Here is a 16396-nt window from a genome sequence, read left to right as displayed (position 1 = left end):
CTCAGTCGTCTTCGATCTCATGGGGCGGGCAGTGGTATTCCTCCACCACAACCCCTTCATCAACGCTTTCCAGATGCACGTCGAAGCCCCACAGCCGATGGGCATGCCTCAGCACTTCCTCGGTTTCCTGGCCCAGCGGCACCCGGTCCACGGGGATGTGTCGCAGTGTCAGTGAACGGTCGCCCCGAACGTCCACGTTCCACACCTGAATGTTGGGTTCCCGATAGCTGAGGTTGTACTGGCGCGCCAGCTTCTCACGCAGTATGCGGTAGCCGGGGTCATCGTGGATCGCGGTAATGCGATAGAAATCTTCCTGGTCGTCGTTCTGGATCGAGAACAGCTTGAGGTCGCGCATCACCTTGGGAGACAGAAACTGCTGGATGAAACTTTCATCCTTGAAGTTCTTCATGGCGAAATGCAGGGATTCCACCCAGTTGGTGTCGGCGAAATCCGGGAACCAGTGGCGGTCTTCCTCGGTCGGGTTTTCGCAGATCCGCCGCAGGTCGGTGAAGATGGAGAAGCCCAGGGTGTAGGGGTTGATGCCGGAGTACCAGGGGCTGTCGAACGGCGGCTGGTACACCACGGCGGTGTGGCTCTGCAGGAACTCGAGCATGAAGCCATCGTTCACCAGGCCTTTCTCGTACATGCGGTGAATCAGGGTGTAGTGCCAGAAGGTGGCCCAGCCCTCGTTCATCACCTGGGTCTGCCGCTGCGGGTAGAAATACTGCGCGAGCTTGCGCACGATGCGGATGATTTCCCGCTGCCAGGTTTCCAGCAGCGGCGCGTTCTTCTCGATAAAGTACAGAATGTTCTCCTGCGGCTCATCCGGAAAACGCTTCTTGCGGTGGATCGGGTCGTCGTCATCGCCCATCTTCGGAATGGTGCGCCACAGATCGTTCAGCCGACGTTGCTGGTACTCTTCCCGCTCCTTCTGGCGGCGAAGTTCTTCCGAAGCGGAGATCGGTGCGGGGCGCTTGTAGCGGTCCACGCCGTAGTTCATCAACGCGTGGCAGGAATCCAGTATTTCTTCCACCGCGTCCACACCGTGGCGTTCTTCGCACTCCGCCACGTAGTGACGGGCAAACACCAGGTAATCGATGATGGCACTGGCGTCGGTCCAGGTGCGGAACAGGTAGTTATTCTTGAAAAAAGAGTTGTGGCCGTAGGAGGCGTGGGCAATCACCAGCGCCTGCATCGGCAGGGTGTTTTCCTCCATCAGGTAGGCAATGCAGGGGTTGGAGTTGATCACGATCTCGTAGGCCAGGCCCATCTGTCCCCGCTGGTAGCCCTTGGAGGTGCTGAGGAACTGTTTGCCGAAGGACCAATGGTTGTAGCCCACTGGCATGCCCACGGAGCTGTAGGCATCCATCATCTGTTCGGCACTGATCACCTCGACCTGGTTGGGGTAGGTGTCGAGACCGAACTCAGCCGCGCATTTGGCGATCTCTTCATCGTATTGCCGGATCAGGTCGAAGGTCCATTCCGAACTGGTGGAAATGGGCTCCCGGGTACCGGGCGGCTCAAAGTCCGGGGCGTTGGGACGGTCGATGATGTCAGTCATGCGGCTTTCCTCTCGAACAACTGGCGGAACACCGGGTAGATCTCTCCGGGATCGGCAATCTGTTGCAGGGCAAAGCTCTGGGGGTACTGCTCCTGTATTTTCTCGTACTCGTACCAGAGCATCTGATGGTCCTGCGGGGTAATCTCCACATAGGCGAAGTACTGCACCAGCGGCAGGATGTTATCGGCCAGCAGCTTGCCGCACACCGGGGAATCGTCGTTCCAGTTGTCGCCGTCGGAGGCCTGGGCCGCGTAGATGTTCCATTCTGCCGGGGAGTAGCGGGATTCGATGATCTTGTGCATCAGCTTCAGGGCGCTGGAGACAATGGTGCCGCCGGTTTCCCGAGAATAGAAAAACTCCTCCTCATCCACTTCCTTGGCGCTGGTGTGGTGGCGGATGAAGACCACATCGATCTTCTTGTAGTTCTTCTTCAGGAACAGATACAGCAGGATGAAGAAGCGCTTGGCGATGTCCTTGTGCATCTGGGTCATCGAGCCGGACACGTCCATCAGGCAGAACATCACCGCGCTGGTGGCCGGCTTGGGCTGCTTCAGGTGCTGGCGGTAGCGCAGATCGATCTCGTCAATGAATGGAATGCGTTTCACGTTGGCTTTCAGCCGCGTGATTTCCTCTTCCAGAATCTGAATCTGGTCTTCGTGGCTGAAGGCGGGGTCAAGGTCGTCCGGTGCGGACTTCAGGGCAGCCAGTTGCTCTTCCAGTTCGCGGATTTTTTTCTTGCGGGCGCCACCCAGGCCCAGCCGCCGCGCGTGGGCCCCCCGCAATGAGCGCACCACATCCAGTTTGGCCGGCACACCCTGGGTGGAGAACCCGGAGCGTACGTACTTGAAGGCCTCGGTGTCCTTGAGCTTCTTTCGGGCAAGGTTGGGTAGCTCCAGGTCATCAAACAGGAATTCCAGGAATTCCTCCTGGGTGATCTGGAAGGCGAATTCGTCCATACCCTCGCCATCCGGGCTGGCCTGTCCCTGGCCCTGACCCTTGCCGCCACCGCCGGGTGGCTTGGGCACGGTGTCTCCGGTCACGAACTCCTTGTTGCCGGGATGAACCACCTCGCGATTGCCGCCCTGGCCGTGGTGGAAAATGGGTTCCTCGATATCGCGGGAGGGAATGCTGACCTTCTCGCCGCGCTCGATGTCGGTGATGGACCGGCGCTGTACCGCGTCGGCCACGGCTTTCTTGATGTGATGGCGGTACCGGCGCAGGAACCGTTCCCGGTTCACTGCGCTCTTGTTTTTGCCGTTCAGCCGACGGTCGACTATGTGGGTCATACCCATAGCTTTACTCCAGTTCAGTGAACCTTCACTGACTTAGTGAGACTTGCGGACGCGCAGATACCATTCGGCCAGAAGCCGTACCTGTTTCTCCGTGTAGCCTCGATCGACCATACGCTCGACGAACTGCTTGTGTTTCTTCTGATCTTCCTGGCTGGCCTTCGGATTGAAGGAGATAACCGGCAACAGGTCCTCGGTGTTGGAGAACATTTTCTTCTCGATCACACTGCGCAGTTTTTCATAACTGAGCCAGGACGGATTGCGGCCCTGATTGTTCGCCCGGGCCCGCAGTACGAAGTTGACCACTTCGTTGCGGAAATCCTTGGGATTACTGATACCGGCGGGCTTCTCGATTTTCTCCAGCTCGTCGTTGATGGACGAGCGGTCGAGGATTTCGCCGGTCTCCGGGTCCCGGTACTCCTGATCCTGAATCCAGAAGTCGGCATAGGTCACGTAGCGATCGAACAGGTTCTGGCCGTATTCGCTGTAGCTCTCCAGATACGCGGTCTGGATTTCCTTGCCAATAAATTGGACGTAGTGCGGCGCCAGGAATTCCTTGATGAAGCGCAGGTAGCGCTCCTGGGTTTCCGGCGGGAACTGCTCCTGTTCGATCTGTTTCTCGATCACATACAGCAGGTGCACCGGGTTGGCGGCCACTTCCGCGGTATCGAAGTTGAACACCTTGGAGAGAATCTTGAAGGCAAAGCGGGTTGAAAGCCCGTCCATGCCCTCGTTGACCCCGGCGGCGTCGCGGTACTCCTGAATGGATTTCGCCTTGGGATCGGTGTCCTTGATGTTCTGGCCGTCGTACACCCGCATCTTGGAGAACACGCTGGAGTTTTCCGGTTCCTTGATCCGCGACAGCACCGAGAACTGCGCCAGCATGTCCAGGGTATCCGGGGCGCAGGGCGCGCCGAACAGGGAGCTGTGCTTGAGCAGTTTCTTGTAGATCTCGATCTCTTCGGTTACCCGCACACAGTAGGGCACCTTGACGATGTAGACCCGGTCAAGGAACGCCTCGTTGTGCTTGTTGTTGCGGAAAGTCTGCCATTCCGACTCGTTGGAGTGGGCGAGAATGATGCCGTCAAACGGCACCGAGCCCATGCCCTCGGTGGTGTTGTAGTTGCCTTCCTGGGTGGCGGTCAGCAAAGGATGCAGCACCTTGATGGGGGCCTTGAACATCTCCACGAATTCCATCAGCCCCTGGTTGGCCTTGCACAGGCCGCCGCTGAAACTGTAGGCGTCCGGATCGTCCTGGGAATAGTCCTCCAGCATGCGGATGTTGACCTTACCCACCAGGGCGGAGATGTCCTGGTTGTTGTCGTCCCCGGGTTCGGTCTTGGATACGCCGACCTGATCCAGCACCGAAGGATACTTCTTCACCACCCGGAACTGGCTGATATCACCGCCGTATTCGTGCAGGCGCTTGACCGCCCAGGGGGACATGATGGATTTCAGGTAGCGGGAGGGGATGCCATATTCCTCTTCCAGAATCTTCGCATCCTCCGCCGGATCAAACAGCCCCAGCGGCGATTCGTTCACCGGCGAGCCCTTGATGGCGTAAAAGGGCACCTTCTGCATGAGGAACTTGAGCTTTTCAGCGAGGGAGGACTTGCCGCCGCCCACCGGGCCCAGCAAATAGAGAATCTGTTTCTTTTCCTCGAGCCCCTGGGCGGCGTGGCGGAAGAAGGAAACGATGTTTTCCACGGCGTCTTCCATGCCGTAGAACTCGGAGAATTCAGGGTAACGTTTGATGACTTTGTTGGAAAAAATGCGTGACAGCCGGGAGTCACGGGAAGTATCAATCAACTCTGGCTCGCCGATCGCCAGTAACATCCTCTCCGCGGCAGTGGCGTATGCCGTTGGGTCCTGTTTGCAGATCTCCAGGTATTCCTCAAGAGAGTATTCCTCTTCCTGAGTCGCTTCATACCGGTCTTTGAAGTGCTGCAGTATGCTCATAGATGGCCCCTCGCTCGCTGTTCTTCAGCTTTCAGTTCACGCAATTTCCCCGTTGCAGTTGGCTCCGCCAATCTGGGCGGTGTAAGTAGTTATGGTTGGAAGAATTGGATACTCCAGACTGATGTACGCTGGGCGCTTGATCTCGGTCTGGTTATTTTGAGCTTAGTTCAGGCTCGGGAACTTCGACAGTGGTTTTACGGTTAAGGTTCATTAAATTCTGTTGCTTCGGTTTGAGGGGGAGGGAGCGTGGGGGTGGTCCTTTGTGCAAAACTCCGCTTAAACTCGCTGCGCTCAGACAGGCGGTGTTTTGCACAAAGGACCACCCCCACACTCCTGCAAACTCAATCAGGTAGGCCAACTTAAAGACCAAAAGGTAGGGGGTAGGAAACTCTGAAATCGGAAAGGGCTGGGGCCACAAAAAGCCAAGGAGAATCTTAGTGGTAGTCGTCTTTGCTAGGTAACCGTAGTTGGTCAGACGAGGCGGATATGTGGGGATCCTTTTTTTAAAATGACCGCCTGTCTGAGCGCAGCGAGTTTAAGCGGCCATTTTCAAAAAAGGATCCCCTCGTAGTCGCCGATCCCCCAAACCGACCAGGCTACTTCTTGACCAGACGAAACACACTCTCAGTAGCCCCAGAAAGCCCCTTGCGCTTGGTAAAAGGATGATCTTTGGCGAGAGTGTTGGTCAGAATATGTTCAATTTCGAAGTCGTCGGAATATAGCTCGCGCACCTCGTCGTCGCTGACATTGAACGGCGGGCCCTTGATTTCGGTGTCGTAGTCGAGGGTGATCAGCAGGATGCGGGTGCCGTCGGGGATCACCGCCGTCAGATGTTCCACATACCCTTTGCGCATATGCGGCGGTAGGGCGATGAGGGCAGCGCGGTCGTAAACCAGGCGGACGTGTTTGAGGTCATCGGGCACCAGCTGGAAAAAGTCGCCACACCAGATCTCGAGGTCGTCGTGTTTGAAGCGGGTGAAGGGCTCCCCCGGGCGCACCATGGCTTTCTCGCCGGCTTCCTCGAAGAAATCCTTGCAGGCGATGTCGCTGAGTTCCACGCCGATGATGGGGTGGCCCCGGTCGTGCAGCCACCACATATCGTGGGCCTTGCCGCACAGCGGGACCAGTACCGCCTCCTTGCCGTTGCCGGCCAGTTCCGGCCAGTGCTCGTAAAGGTACTGGTTGATCGTGCCCTCGTGGAAGCCGATTTCCTTCTTCGCCCAGCGCTCGTGCCAGAATTCGTGTTCCATCGTCAGCCCATCCTTCTGTTGGCGGTTTGTTTCAGTCTACCCTAATCTGTGACGGTCTTGGTGAAGGAGAAACGAATGAAAGCGGTGTTCCTGGATGCAGATACACTCGGAAGTGACGTCGACCTGTCGTCGCTTGAAAAGGTGACCGGCGGTCTGGTCAAGCACGATCGAACGGCTCCGGATCAGGTGCAGGAGCGGATTCGTGGCTTTGATACCGTGGTCGTCAACAAGGTGGTCCTCAAGCGGGAGCATTTTGAAGCCTGCCCGGAACTGAACACCATCGCGGTGGTGGCGACGGGCCTCAACAACGTTGATCAGGCGGCGGCGAAAGAACACGGTATCCGGGTCATGAACGTCACCCACTATGGCCGCTCGACGGTGGCGCAGCATACCATGGCGCTGATGCTGGCACTGGCAACCCGGCTGCTGGACTACGACCGGGATGTGAGAGCCGGGCGCTGGGCAACCAGCCCCATGTTCTGCCTGATGGACCACCCCATCATGGAACTGGAACGCCGCACGCTGGGCATTATCGGCTATGGTGACCTGGGGCAGGGCGTGGCTGAGCGGGCCAAAGCGTTTGGCATGAAAATACTGCTGGGGGCGCGGCCCGGGCAGGAACGCGGGGAGGTTGATGGCTACCCGCGGGTGCCTCTGGACGAGCTGTTGCCCCAGGTGGATGTGCTGTCGCTGCACTGCCTGCTGACCGACGAGACCCGCCACCTGATCGGCGCCGAAGAGCTGCAGAAAATGAAGCGGGATGCGTTGCTGATCAACACGTCCCGCGGGGGGCTGGTAGACGAGCAGGCACTGGCTGATGCGTTGCGGGCCGGCACCATTGCCGGCGCGGGTTTTGACGTGCTCACCGAGGAGCCGCCGCGCAATGGCAACCCGTTGCTGGCGGACGATATCCCCAACCTGATCATCACGCCGCATTCCGCCTGGGCCAGCCGCGAGGCACGCCAGCGAATTGTGGAGATTACGGCGGACAATCTCGCGTCTGCCGGTTGAATGCTCCGGCCAAAGGAGCGGACTGTGTCGTCAAAGTGTTGAATCTTCTGGCGAACCGCCCATACTCTGGGCATATCACGAGAAAACAGGATGTTGTGTGGCTTCCTTCCAGCTGAAAGAACGGCTTAACGCGGCCGAAAAATGGATCCTTGCCAATCCCAATCCGCCCGAGCGGTGGCCCTGGACCTGGCTCTATAAAACCGGGCGCAGCCTCTACGCGCTGGCGAGGGATGTGATCAGTGGCAATCTCACCCTGCACTCCATGAGCCTGGTTTACACCACGCTGCTCTCCATTGTGCCGCTGCTGGCCCTGAGTTTTTCCGTACTCAAGGCGCTGGGTGTGCATCAGCGTATGGAGCCGTTCCTGTATCAGTTTTTCCAGCCCATGGGGCCGCAGGGGGTTGAGCTGGCGGAGCAGGTGCTCGGCTTTGTCGACAACATGAAAGTCGGGGTGCTGGGGTCGGTGGGCCTGGCGTTGCTGGTCTACACGGTCATCTCTCTGGTGCAGAAGATCGAACGGTCGTTCAACATGATCTGGCGGGTGCCGGACATGCGCTCCATGGCCCAGCGCTTCAGCAACTACCTGAGCGTGATTATGGTCGGTCCGCTGCTGATGGTGTCGGCCATTGGCATCAGCGCGACCATCTTCTCGTCGCGCTTCGTGCAGACGCTGATGGAAATCGAACCGTTTGGTTCACTGATCATTACAATCAGTCGTTTCACACCGTTCCTGCTGGTGGTCGGGGCCTTTACCTTTGTCTATGTGTTCATTCCCAACACTCGCGTCAAGCTGCGCTATGCCTTTATCGGCGGCCTGGTCGCCGGTGTGTCCTGGCAGGCGGCGGGGATGCTGTTTGCCTCGTTCGTGGCGGGTTCGGCAAAGTACGAGGCAATCTATTCCAGTTTTGCCATCGGTATCATCCTGCTGATCTGGATCTACCTGAACTGGATGATCCTGCTGCTGGGGGCCAGCCTGTCGTTCTATCTGCAAAACCCCGGATCGGTGGCCAAGCGAAGTCAGGTCCGGTTGTCCCCGGAATTGCAGGAAAAGGTCGGTCTGGCGGTGATGTGGATGGTGGCAAAGCCGTTCAGCGAAGGCCGGCGGGCGCCCCAGCAGGAATGGCTGGAGCAGCAATTGCGGGTGCCCGGTGAGGTGACCCGCAGCATCAGTGACAAGCTGATCCGGGCCGGGTTCCTTACGCTGGCAGGCACCCAGGGCGACCAGCTTGCGCCGGGCCGGGCATTGAACCTGATTACCGTCGCGGGCGTGCTCGAGGCCATCCGTCACGACGAGGATCGGGTGGTGGATCGCCTGCCCCCGGTATTGCCGGACAGCCTCAGACACAGCATGCCCGATACAGAATCAGTAACCTTTGCTGACCTGTTGGGGGAAAACGCCGCCCCGGCCAAACCCTGACCGAAGCCGTCCTGCCCTGGTCAGGGGCGGGCCCGGTTGCCGCCATCCAGCATCTGCAGCAGGGCTTTCCTGACCCTGGCCAGCTGGTCGTTATCCAGACGAATAACCGTCAGCAGGTTGTCTTCTGCCATGTTGCGCTGATGGGCGTGTCGAAGTACTTCCCGAGTGCCGATGATGATGCCGTCGTTCAGCGGCGTGTGTTTCTGAGCCGGCGCCGGGCGCTCAGCGGCAAGCAGGTAGGCATGATACTGGGGCGGCAGGTTCCATTCATTGGCCAGCAGTTGCGAGGTGCCCCACTGGAACCGCGTCAGTGCCTGGCGGATCACCGCCGGTTCCGGCTCTGCACCGCCGCGGCTGCGGCAGATGCGCTGCAGTTCCCGCCGCAGGGTGATGTAGGACAGCGCCGGTAACAGGCCCACCATGAAATAAGCGCTGGTGTCCTGCCCCTGCAGCCTGGCAATCAGTTCCGCCGAGCGGGCGCAGGCCAGACCCCAGCGCCAGACCCGCTGGGCGAACAACGCCTCGCGGCTGTTGCGGGCCACCATCATGGGCCGCATGACGGCGGCGGAAATCACGTTGCGAATGCCATCCAGGCCGAGCACAAAGATGGCCTGGTCTACGGATTCGATAGGCTGGTCGCCGGGGCGGAAATAGGGGCTGTTGGCGACTTGCAGAAGCTGGTCGGTCAGCGAGGGGTCACTGAGGATGATATCGCTCAGCCGCTGCCGGTCCGACGACTCATCGGAAAGCGCGCGCATCAGCATGGGCAGGGTCATCGGCTGACGAGGCAGCTCTTCGATGGCGGACGTTCTGAGCCGGTCCTCCAGCTGGTCCAGCACAGCGGCCATTCTGGGGGTGTCTACCCGAACCGCCGACGGCGGCGAATCCAGCAGCCAGCAAAACAGGTGCTCCTCCAGGTGCTGGAGCAGCGCGGCCTCCTGCTCGTCGGTTGCTTCGTTGCGACTGACCGGGTTGAACAGCCGGGATTCGGGCATCGGGGCTGAAGGCCCGGGGGACGAGAAAAAACCTGATATCCAGGAAAAGAAGCCTGGCATCCACTGCCTCCGGATTAGATCGCTCGCTGAAAGGTACGCATCCGCGTACCGTCAGTATAGAGAGGTCCTCCGGTTATGCACAGGCAAACGGCAAGGTTCAGAGCATCGTACCGCCAAACACAAACACCAGTTGGCCCACACCGGCCATCATCCCCAGGAACGCGCCCACCAGAATAAGTTTGATCTCATCTTCCTGGAAGCAGGGTCGCAGCAGGTCCTGGAATTCCACCGACGACAGCGCAATCATCCGCTCCACCATGATGGATTCCACGGCACGCGCCCGGTCTTTCTCGAACATGGGGTTGTTGAACGAGGACTGGGAAATCTCGATCGCCTTCTCCCCCACCTTGTGCTTGAGGGTGGCGAAGCCGGTGGGGCCGAAGGCCATCTGGGTCAGTGCTTTGCCCATGCCGGCGGTTTCGTCCACCAGCGGTTTGATGTGCTTCTTCACCATGTTGCGGGCGCGGTCGCCCTTGGGGCCTTCGATGATGGCGTTGATGATGTTGCCAACGGTCAGGATTTCATGGGTGACGATGTGGCAGAAAGACTCGGCCACTTCTTTCTGGCGTTTCAGGAACAGGCCCTGAAGACGGAACGGGCCGATTTTCTTCTCATGGAGCGGCCGGAAGATGACGTTCAGGGCGATCCAGTTGGTGGCGTAGCCCACCAGCAGGCCGAAGAAAGGCAGCACCCACCAGCTCTGGTAGAAGTACCACACGGCCATCTGGATCAGGCCGAACAGGAAGCCGAAATAGAAACCGGAATTGACGATAAAGCGGAATTCCACCTCGCCGCATTCCAGGAAGATCCGGTTCAGCAGGCGCTTGTCCTTCGCCAGCCGGTCAATCACCATGCCCTTGATGTCGAGCAGGTCTTCAATGTTGTTGGAGATGTCGTCCACCAGGTTGTCGACCAGCTGCGGTGTGGCCTTGCGTACGCGGTCGTAGACCATGTTGCGGGCGGAGGAGGGCAGGTTTTCCCAGAAGGTGGGGTATTCCTGCAGCATCATTTCGTCCACGTACTCTTCGATGCGGGGATCGGCGGAGTGGACGATGTGGGCGGCGAGTACCTTGGGGTCGATCTGCTGGAAAATTTCTTCAACGGTGCCGATTTTGGAGATGGTGGCGTCTACGCTGATGGCCGCCATTTTCCGGGCCTTGGAGGGGATGATGCCCTGCCAGCCCAGCAGCGGGGGCTTGCCGACGAATTCCAGCGGGTAGAAGGTCATTTTGATGGCGAGCCAGTTGGTGGTCCAGCCGATCAGGGCGGCAATCACCGGGATGCTGAGGTATTGCCAAAATTCGGGGTTGGTAAGCAGGCTTGTCATCCAGTACTCGCGTTTTTCGTTGTTGATATCTTGGTGCCTGCTGCAGGACGGGCCGGGTTCTCCAAAACACGCTCAAGCGCATCCATGCGGCGCTTGGGCTCCGCCATCCATGGCTCCGCACAGTTTTGGAGAACCCGGCCCGTCCTGCAGCCCAGACTGTGGAGCGGCCTTCTACGGTTTTCATTCTCGACAGGGATAATGTTGCGGGGCTTTGCCTGTGTCAATGACTGATACGCCAGAGTGAGGCGGCGGTACAGTCGGTGCGGTCAGCTGCCGATGTCTCCCCACAGCCACTGGCACAGGGCGATGGCGGCCACAGGCGCGGTTTCGGTCCTCAGCACCCGCGGCCCCAGCGCCACCGGCAGGAAGCCAGCCGCTTCCGCGGCGCTGATCTCGGCGGCGCTCAGTCCGCCTTCCGGGCCGATCATCAAAGCGATCCGTGCGGGTTTGTCGATGGCCGCCAGCGACCGCTCGGTGCGGTGGTGTAGCACCAGCCGCAGGTCGCAGTCGGCGGTATGTTCCAACCACTGGTTCACCGCCATCACCGGGCCGATTTCGGGCACCCGGGCGCGGCCGCACTGTTCGGCAGCGCTGATGGCCACGGACTGCCAGTGTCGTATCCGCTTGTCTTCCCGGTCGCCTTTGAGCTTGACCTCGCAGCGCTCGGTGGTAAGCGGGATGATGCGGGTAACGCCCACTTCCACGGCTTTCTGTACCGCATAGTCCATGCGGTCGCCCTTGGAGAGGGTCTGGCCGAGAACGATCTCCAGGGGGGATTCGGTGGTATTGGCCTCGGGAGAGCCGACCTGGACGGCCACGTTCTTCTTGCTGGCACTGATGATGGTGGCGGGGTAATCGTTACCGTCACCGTTGAACAGGCGCAGCTCCTGCCCCGGCGCCATGCGCAATACCCGGCCGACGTGCTGGGCGGCCTGTTCGTCCAGATCAGCGGTGTCCCCCTCGTGGAGGGGGGAATCGGTGTAGATGCGGGGCATGCGCATGGGGTGTTCTCTCAGGTTGCTGGCGGTTCTCAGTCGCGAACCGCGATCTCTATGCCTTCGGTGGCCACCTGTGCCAGGTGGCGGATCTGGTCTTCGGTGATCACGTAAGGCGGCATAAAGTAGACCACGTTACCCAGTGGCCGCAACAGGGACTGTCGGGTCAGTGCGTGCTGATACACCCGGATGCCCCGACGTTCCTGCCACGGGAACGGCGTTTTCGATGCCTTGTCTTTGACCATTTCGACGGCCAGTGTCATGCCGTGCTGGCGGATGTCGCCCACGTTGGGGTGGTCCGCCAGGTGGGCAACGGAGTCGGCCATGCAGGCTGAGAGTCGTCGGTTGTTTTCGATGACATTGTCGTCGCGAAAGATGTCCAGGGTGGCGAGGGCCACTGCGCAGCCGATGGGGTTACCGGTGTAGCTGTGGCTGTGCAGGAAGGCCTTGAGGGTTTCGTAGTCGTCGTAGAAGGCGTTGTAGACCTCGTCCGTGGTCAGCACCACCGACAGCGGCAGGTAGCCGGCGGTGAGGCCTTTGGACAGGCACATGAAATCCGGGGTGATGCCGGACTGCTCGCAGGCGAACAGGGTGCCGGTGCGACCGAACCCGACGGCGATTTCGTCGGCAATCAGGTGCACGCCGTACCGGTTGCAGGCTTCCCGCAGCTTGGTGTGGTAGATCGGGTGGTGCATGCGCATGCCGCCGGCACACTGGATCAGTGGTTCCACCACCACGGCGCAGATCTCGTCGTGCTTCTCGGCCAGCAGTTTGTCCATGGCCTCGAACTGGCGCAGGGCATAGTCTTCATCGGTTTCGCCGGGCTCTTTGTTGAAGGCGTCCGGTGAAGGGGCAGTGAGCACTTCCATCAGCAACGGCTGATAGGTGTCCTTGTAGAGCGCCACGTCGCCCAGAGCCAACGCGCCCAGGGTTTCACCGTGATAGCTGTTGCTCAGATTAACGAAGTTCTTCTTGCCGGGTTTGCCCTGGTTCTTCCAGTAGTGGAAGCTCATCTTGAGCGCGGCTTCAATCGCGGACGAACCGTTGTCGGCGTAAAAGCATTTGTTGAGGCCCTCCGGGGTCACCTCAATCAGCCGCTCGGACAGGTTGACGACCGGCTCGTGGGTAAAACCGGCGAGAATGACGTGCTCCAGTTCACCAATCTGCTGCTGGATCGCGGCGTTGATTCGCGGGTTGGCGTGACCGAACAGGTTAACCCACCAGGAGCTGACGGCATCGATAAAGCGATTGCCTTCAAAATCCTCCAGCCACACACCCTCGCCCCGGCGGATGGGCACCAGTGGCAGCGTTTTCTCGTGGTCCTTCATCTGGGTGCAGGGGTGCCACACGGATTTCAGGCCGCGGGCGATGAGGTCGGCGTTACGCATGATCATTCTCCGTCAGACGGTCAGGTTCGAAATTGTCGGCGGTTAACCTGTGCGGATATTACAGTTAACAGCGGCGGCTGGCCACCGTGCCATCGGGGGCAGACCGTCGGGCCAATGCCGGTGGGCGCGTAGGTGCGCAGAATTCTCCAAAACCCATAAGGAGACTCTGATGGAACTGGAATTTGAGCATCCCTACGAAGCCGGCCTGGACCGTGTGCTGGGCGCTTTTTTTGACGAGGCCCACATCCAGGCGAAGAACGCCAGGCTGGGCTCGCGTAACCTCCGGGTGGCGGAACTGGAGCGCGACGACGCTTTCGGAAAACTCGTTATCGAGCGGGAGGTGACCTCATCCGCCGCTGTGCCGGCCATGCTTGCCAGCTTTCACCGGGAATGGAATCAGGTACGTCAGGAGGAGCACTGGTTCCGCAAGGATGACGGGGAGTGGCACTGCGAATTCCGTGTGCGCATCGAGAACGTGCCGGCCAAAATCAAGGGCATCATGAAGCTGAAGGGTTCCGGCCAGCAGTGCACCAACCACGTGAGCCTCAGCGTGCGCTGCGATGTACCGCTGCTGGGGAAAAAGGTGGCGAAGTTTCTGGTGGAGGACTCCCGCGCCAAGATTGAGCGGGAGTACCAGATCACTCGCCAGTTGCTCTAGCAGCGGCGATACCGGAGTTAGTGCGCCAGCACCCGGCTCAGGAACGCCTGGGTGCGTTCATTTTGCGGGTTGTCGAACACGTCGTGGGGTTTGCCTTCCTCGACAATCTGGCCTTCGTGGATGTAGATCACGCGGTCGGCCACTTCCCGGGCAAAGCCCATTTCGTGGGTGACCACCATCATGGTCATGCCTTCCTTCGCCAGTTCCCGCATCACGTCCAGCACCTCGCCGATCATTTCCGGGTCCAGCGCCGAGGTAGGCTCGTCGAACAGCATCAGCCTTGGCTCCATGGCCAGCGCCCGGGCAATGGCCACGCGCTGCTGCTGACCGCCGGAGAGCTGGCTGGGGTATTTGTCGGCCTGGTTGCCGATGCCTACCCGGTTCAGCAGGCGCTCCGCCGTGGCATTGGCCACCACTTGCGAGGCGTTTTTCACCTTCATGGGCGCCAGCATGATGTTCTTCTTCACCGTCAGGTGCGGGAACAGATTGAACTGCTGGAACACCATGCCGACTTCCTTGCGGATCTCAGCCAGTGATTTCGGGTTACCGCTTTTCGGGGCGAGCGGATGGCCGTCCACTTCGAGCTTGCCGGATTCGAATTCCTCGAGACCGTTCACGCAGCGGATCAGGGTGGATTTGCCGGAGCCGCTGGCGCCGATAATGACCACCACTTCGCCTTGTTCCACGGTGAGATCAATTTCTTTCAGGACATGCAGCTTGCCGAAGTACTTGTTCATGCCCTTCATTTGCACAATCTGAGTCATGGGTTACGTTCCTTCAGACAGAGACCAGTCCACGCCGTTCAACCAGGCGGAGAATCAGGGACAGTGAGAGCGTAATGGCCAGATAGAGGATGGCGACCACAAAGTACACCTCGAAGGCGGTAAAGGTATTGGCAATGTAGATTTGCCCCTGGCGCACCAGTTCACCAACGCCGATAACCGAGAACAGCGAGGTGTCCTTGATGCTGACAATGGCCTGGTTGCCCAGTGGCGGGATCATGCGGCGGAACGCCTGCGGCCAGATGATGGACCAGAAGGTCTGGGTGCGAGACAGTCCGAGCGACAGCCCGGCTTCGGTCTGGCCCTTGTCGATAGACTGAACGCCACCGCGGACCACTTCGGAGATATAGGCGCCGGAGTTCAGGGCAATCGCGGCGATACCGGCGGTCAGCGGGTCAATCGGGCCGCCGATCAGGTCCGGAAGACCGTAAAAGATAAACAGCACCTGTACGAGGATCGGGGTGCCGCGGAAGATTTCGATGTACGCGGTAGCCGGCCAGCGCAGGAACCATTTCTTGTTGATGCTGAGCAGACCGAACAGGATGCCGAGTGCAAAGCCAATGGCAAGGCCGCCGAACGAGATCATCAGGGTGTAGGGGATCCCTTTGATCAGAAAAGGGATTGAGTCGATGGCTGCCTGCCAGTCGAACTGAAACTGGAATTCCACAGTGAGAGTCTCCGCAGAGTTTTGGAGTCAGGAACTGCCGGGGCAAGAGGCCCCGGCACAGGGAATCAGACCGATGGGGTCCGGTCGCCCTTACATGCCTTCCGGCATCGGGCCAAACCACTTCTCATAGATGGTTTTGTAGGTACCGTCTTCTTTCATTTCTGCGAGCGCCTCGTTGACGTCATCAACCCACTCGCTGCCACTCTTCAGGGCAATGCCGTACTGCTGGCCTTCATACAGAGGGCCAACGGTGGTGACTTTGCCTTCGCCCTTGGTGCGGGCAAAGTAGCCAACGTTCGGCGCATCGTAGAACACCGCGTCGATTGCCTGGGACATCAGCGCCATGTACATGTCGGAGCTGCCCGGGTACGGCGTCACGCCGTCATCGGCGTCCAGGTTCTTGACCAGGTAGTCGTAACTGGTGCTGCCGATCTTGGTGCCGATTTTCTTGCCTTCCAGATCGTCGAATTCGGTGACGTCACTGTTGCCCTCACGTACCAGAATCCGCAGGCCGGAGTCGTAGTACGGGTCGGAGAAGTCCACGATTTCCTCGCGCTCTTCGGTGATGGTGATGCCGGCGATGGCGATATCCACGTTACCGGTTTGCAGGGCAGGGATGATGCCGTTGAAATCCATGGTGTTGAGGTCAATCTCGAAACCGGCGCGGTCCGCCACTTCGCGGATGATCTCCATGTCAAAACCGATCATTTCACCGGTTTCCTGGTCCATCATTTCGAAAGGTACAAAGCTGGGGTCGGTCACGACTCTCAGGGTTTCAGCGCTCACGGTTCCTGCTGCCACAGTCAGTGCCAGGCCGGTTCCGAGGGTTTTCAGCCATTTCGTGCTCATGCTTTCTCCTTTTCTTTCTTATGAGGCCCCGTTTGCCCGATAAGGCAAGCCGGAAGTCACGGTTGGTGACGGTGTCTCCCGGGGAGCGTTAATGGAACTGCATCCAGTACACCTTAGACCATTAACGGGAGAAATGCATAAAATCAAACGCTTGGCGGGTGAAGTAGAGAAACGTTTTGGAGGCTGGT

At 59.4% G+C, this 16396-nt stretch carries 14 protein-coding genes; 3 read left to right on the top strand and 11 right to left on the bottom strand.

What is annotated here, in order from left to right:
* Position 1: 1 nt before the first annotated feature.
* The 4 genes from DYI22_RS11055 to tmpT all read right to left on the bottom strand — a co-directional run bounded on the left by DYI22_RS11055 (position 2) and on the right by tmpT (position 6059).
* Positions 2 to 1561 (bottom strand): SpoVR family protein, encoded by a 1560-nt coding sequence (locus DYI22_RS11055; RefSeq protein WP_213478110.1) that lies wholly within the window; start codon positions 1559 to 1561, stop codon positions 2 to 4.
* Entirely contained in the window at positions 1558 to 2847 is a 1290-nt protein-coding gene (locus DYI22_RS11050; protein WP_228300986.1) for a YeaH/YhbH family protein, read from the bottom strand. The genes DYI22_RS11055 and DYI22_RS11050 overlap by 4 nt, the downstream gene beginning before the upstream one ends.
* Positions 2848 to 2886: 39 nt before the next feature.
* Positions 2887 to 4809 (bottom strand): PrkA family serine protein kinase, encoded by a 1923-nt coding sequence (locus DYI22_RS11045; RefSeq protein ID WP_213478108.1) that lies wholly within the window; start codon positions 4807 to 4809, stop codon positions 2887 to 2889.
* A 596-nt stretch (positions 4810 to 5405) separates the two neighbouring features.
* Positions 5406 to 6059: a thiopurine S-methyltransferase gene (gene tmpT / locus DYI22_RS11040; RefSeq protein WP_213478107.1), complete on the bottom strand. Its 654-nt coding sequence runs from the start codon at positions 6057 to 6059 to the stop codon at positions 5406 to 5408.
* A 75-nt stretch (positions 6060 to 6134) separates the two neighbouring features.
* Here tmpT and DYI22_RS11035 point away from each other — a divergent pair, with 75 nt between their 5' ends.
* Both DYI22_RS11035 and DYI22_RS11030 read left to right on the top strand, forming a co-directional pair.
* Complete coding sequence (locus tag DYI22_RS11035) at positions 6135 to 7070, top strand: D-2-hydroxyacid dehydrogenase (protein WP_213478106.1); 936 nt, start codon at positions 6135 to 6137, stop codon at positions 7068 to 7070.
* Positions 7071 to 7167: 97 nt separating this feature from the next.
* Positions 7168 to 8487, top strand: coding sequence for a YihY/virulence factor BrkB family protein (locus tag DYI22_RS11030; protein WP_213478104.1), 1320 nt, complete (start codon positions 7168 to 7170; stop codon positions 8485 to 8487).
* A gap of 20 nt (positions 8488 to 8507) precedes the next feature.
* Here DYI22_RS11030 and DYI22_RS11025 read toward each other — a convergent pair whose 3' ends face one another.
* The 4 genes from DYI22_RS11025 to DYI22_RS11010 all read right to left on the bottom strand — a co-directional run bounded on the left by DYI22_RS11025 (position 8508) and on the right by DYI22_RS11010 (position 13252).
* Complete coding sequence (locus DYI22_RS11025) at positions 8508 to 9542, bottom strand: HDOD domain-containing protein (protein ID WP_213478103.1); 1035 nt, start codon at positions 9540 to 9542, stop codon at positions 8508 to 8510.
* 97 nt (positions 9543 to 9639) lie between these two features.
* Positions 9640 to 10869: a DUF445 domain-containing protein gene (locus DYI22_RS11020; RefSeq protein ID WP_213478101.1), complete on the bottom strand. Its 1230-nt coding sequence runs from the start codon at positions 10867 to 10869 to the stop codon at positions 9640 to 9642.
* 266 nt (positions 10870 to 11135) lie between these two features.
* The gene (locus tag DYI22_RS11015) at positions 11136 to 11870 is read right to left on the bottom strand and encodes a 16S rRNA (uracil(1498)-N(3))-methyltransferase (protein WP_213478100.1); all 735 of its coding nucleotides are present in this window, start codon (positions 11868 to 11870) and stop codon (positions 11136 to 11138) included.
* Positions 11871 to 11899: 29 nt separating this feature from the next.
* A complete protein-coding gene (locus tag DYI22_RS11010) occupies positions 11900 to 13252 on the bottom strand; it encodes an adenosylmethionine--8-amino-7-oxononanoate transaminase (protein WP_213478099.1) in 1353 nt (450 codons plus the stop codon).
* 169 nt (positions 13253 to 13421) lie between these two features.
* On the opposite strand from DYI22_RS11010, the gene DYI22_RS11005 reads away from it, so the two are divergent.
* A complete protein-coding gene (locus tag DYI22_RS11005) occupies positions 13422 to 13910 on the top strand; it encodes a DUF2505 domain-containing protein (RefSeq protein ID WP_213478098.1) in 489 nt (162 codons plus the stop codon).
* 17 nt (positions 13911 to 13927) lie between these two features.
* Here the strand turns inward: DYI22_RS11005 and DYI22_RS11000 are convergent, their stop codons facing one another.
* From DYI22_RS11000 to DYI22_RS10990, 3 genes are all read right to left on the bottom strand, one after another.
* Complete coding sequence (locus tag DYI22_RS11000) at positions 13928 to 14674, bottom strand: amino acid ABC transporter ATP-binding protein (RefSeq protein ID WP_228300974.1); 747 nt, start codon at positions 14672 to 14674, stop codon at positions 13928 to 13930.
* Between the two features lie 13 nt (positions 14675 to 14687).
* The gene (locus DYI22_RS10995; RefSeq protein WP_213478097.1) at positions 14688 to 15359 is read right to left on the bottom strand and encodes an amino acid ABC transporter permease; all 672 of its coding nucleotides are present in this window, start codon (positions 15357 to 15359) and stop codon (positions 14688 to 14690) included.
* Positions 15360 to 15449: 90 nt separating this feature from the next.
* Positions 15450 to 16208: a transporter substrate-binding domain-containing protein gene (locus DYI22_RS10990; protein ID WP_213478096.1), complete on the bottom strand. Its 759-nt coding sequence runs from the start codon at positions 16206 to 16208 to the stop codon at positions 15450 to 15452.
* Positions 16209 to 16396: the final 188 nt, after the last annotated feature.

This window comes from Marinobacter lipolyticus (assembly GCF_018424605.1).
GTDB lineage: Bacteria > Pseudomonadota > Gammaproteobacteria > Pseudomonadales > Oleiphilaceae > Marinobacter > Marinobacter lipolyticus_B.
This window is presented reverse-complemented; position numbering and strand designations above follow the sequence as displayed.

What these genes read in the sequence shown, in the direction of transcription:
- DYI22_RS11055 (WP_213478110.1), bottom strand. Translation starts at nt 1,561, where the DNA reads ATGACTGACATCATCGACCGTCCCAACGCCCCGGACTTTGAGCCGCCC.
- DYI22_RS11045 (WP_213478108.1), bottom strand. Translation starts at nt 4,809, where the DNA reads ATGAGCATACTGCAGCACTTCAAAGACCGGTATGAAGCGACTCAGGAA.
- DYI22_RS10990 (WP_213478096.1), bottom strand. Translation starts at nt 16,208, where the DNA reads ATGAGCACGAAATGGCTGAAAACCCTCGGAACCGGCCTGGCACTGACT.
- DYI22_RS11015 (WP_213478100.1), bottom strand. Translation starts at nt 11,870, where the DNA reads ATGCGCATGCCCCGCATCTACACCGATTCCCCCCTCCACGAGGGGGAC.
- tmpT (WP_213478107.1), bottom strand. Translation starts at nt 6,059, where the DNA reads ATGGAACACGAATTCTGGCACGAGCGCTGGGCGAAGAAGGAAATCGGC.
- DYI22_RS11035 (WP_213478106.1), top strand. Translation starts at nt 6,135, where the DNA reads ATGAAAGCGGTGTTCCTGGATGCAGATACACTCGGAAGTGACGTCGAC.
- DYI22_RS11000 (WP_228300974.1), bottom strand. Translation starts at nt 14,674, where the DNA reads ATGACTCAGATTGTGCAAATGAAGGGCATGAACAAGTACTTCGGCAAG.
- DYI22_RS11010 (WP_213478099.1), bottom strand. Translation starts at nt 13,252, where the DNA reads ATGCGTAACGCCGACCTCATCGCCCGCGGCCTGAAATCCGTGTGGCAC.
- DYI22_RS11050 (WP_228300986.1), bottom strand. Translation starts at nt 2,847, where the DNA reads ATGACCCACATAGTCGACCGTCGGCTGAACGGCAAAAACAAGAGCGCA.
- DYI22_RS11005 (WP_213478098.1), top strand. Translation starts at nt 13,422, where the DNA reads ATGGAACTGGAATTTGAGCATCCCTACGAAGCCGGCCTGGACCGTGTG.
- DYI22_RS11025 (WP_213478103.1), bottom strand. Translation starts at nt 9,542, where the DNA reads ATGCCAGGCTTCTTTTCCTGGATATCAGGTTTTTTCTCGTCCCCCGGG.
- DYI22_RS11020 (WP_213478101.1), bottom strand. Translation starts at nt 10,869, where the DNA reads ATGACAAGCCTGCTTACCAACCCCGAATTTTGGCAATACCTCAGCATC.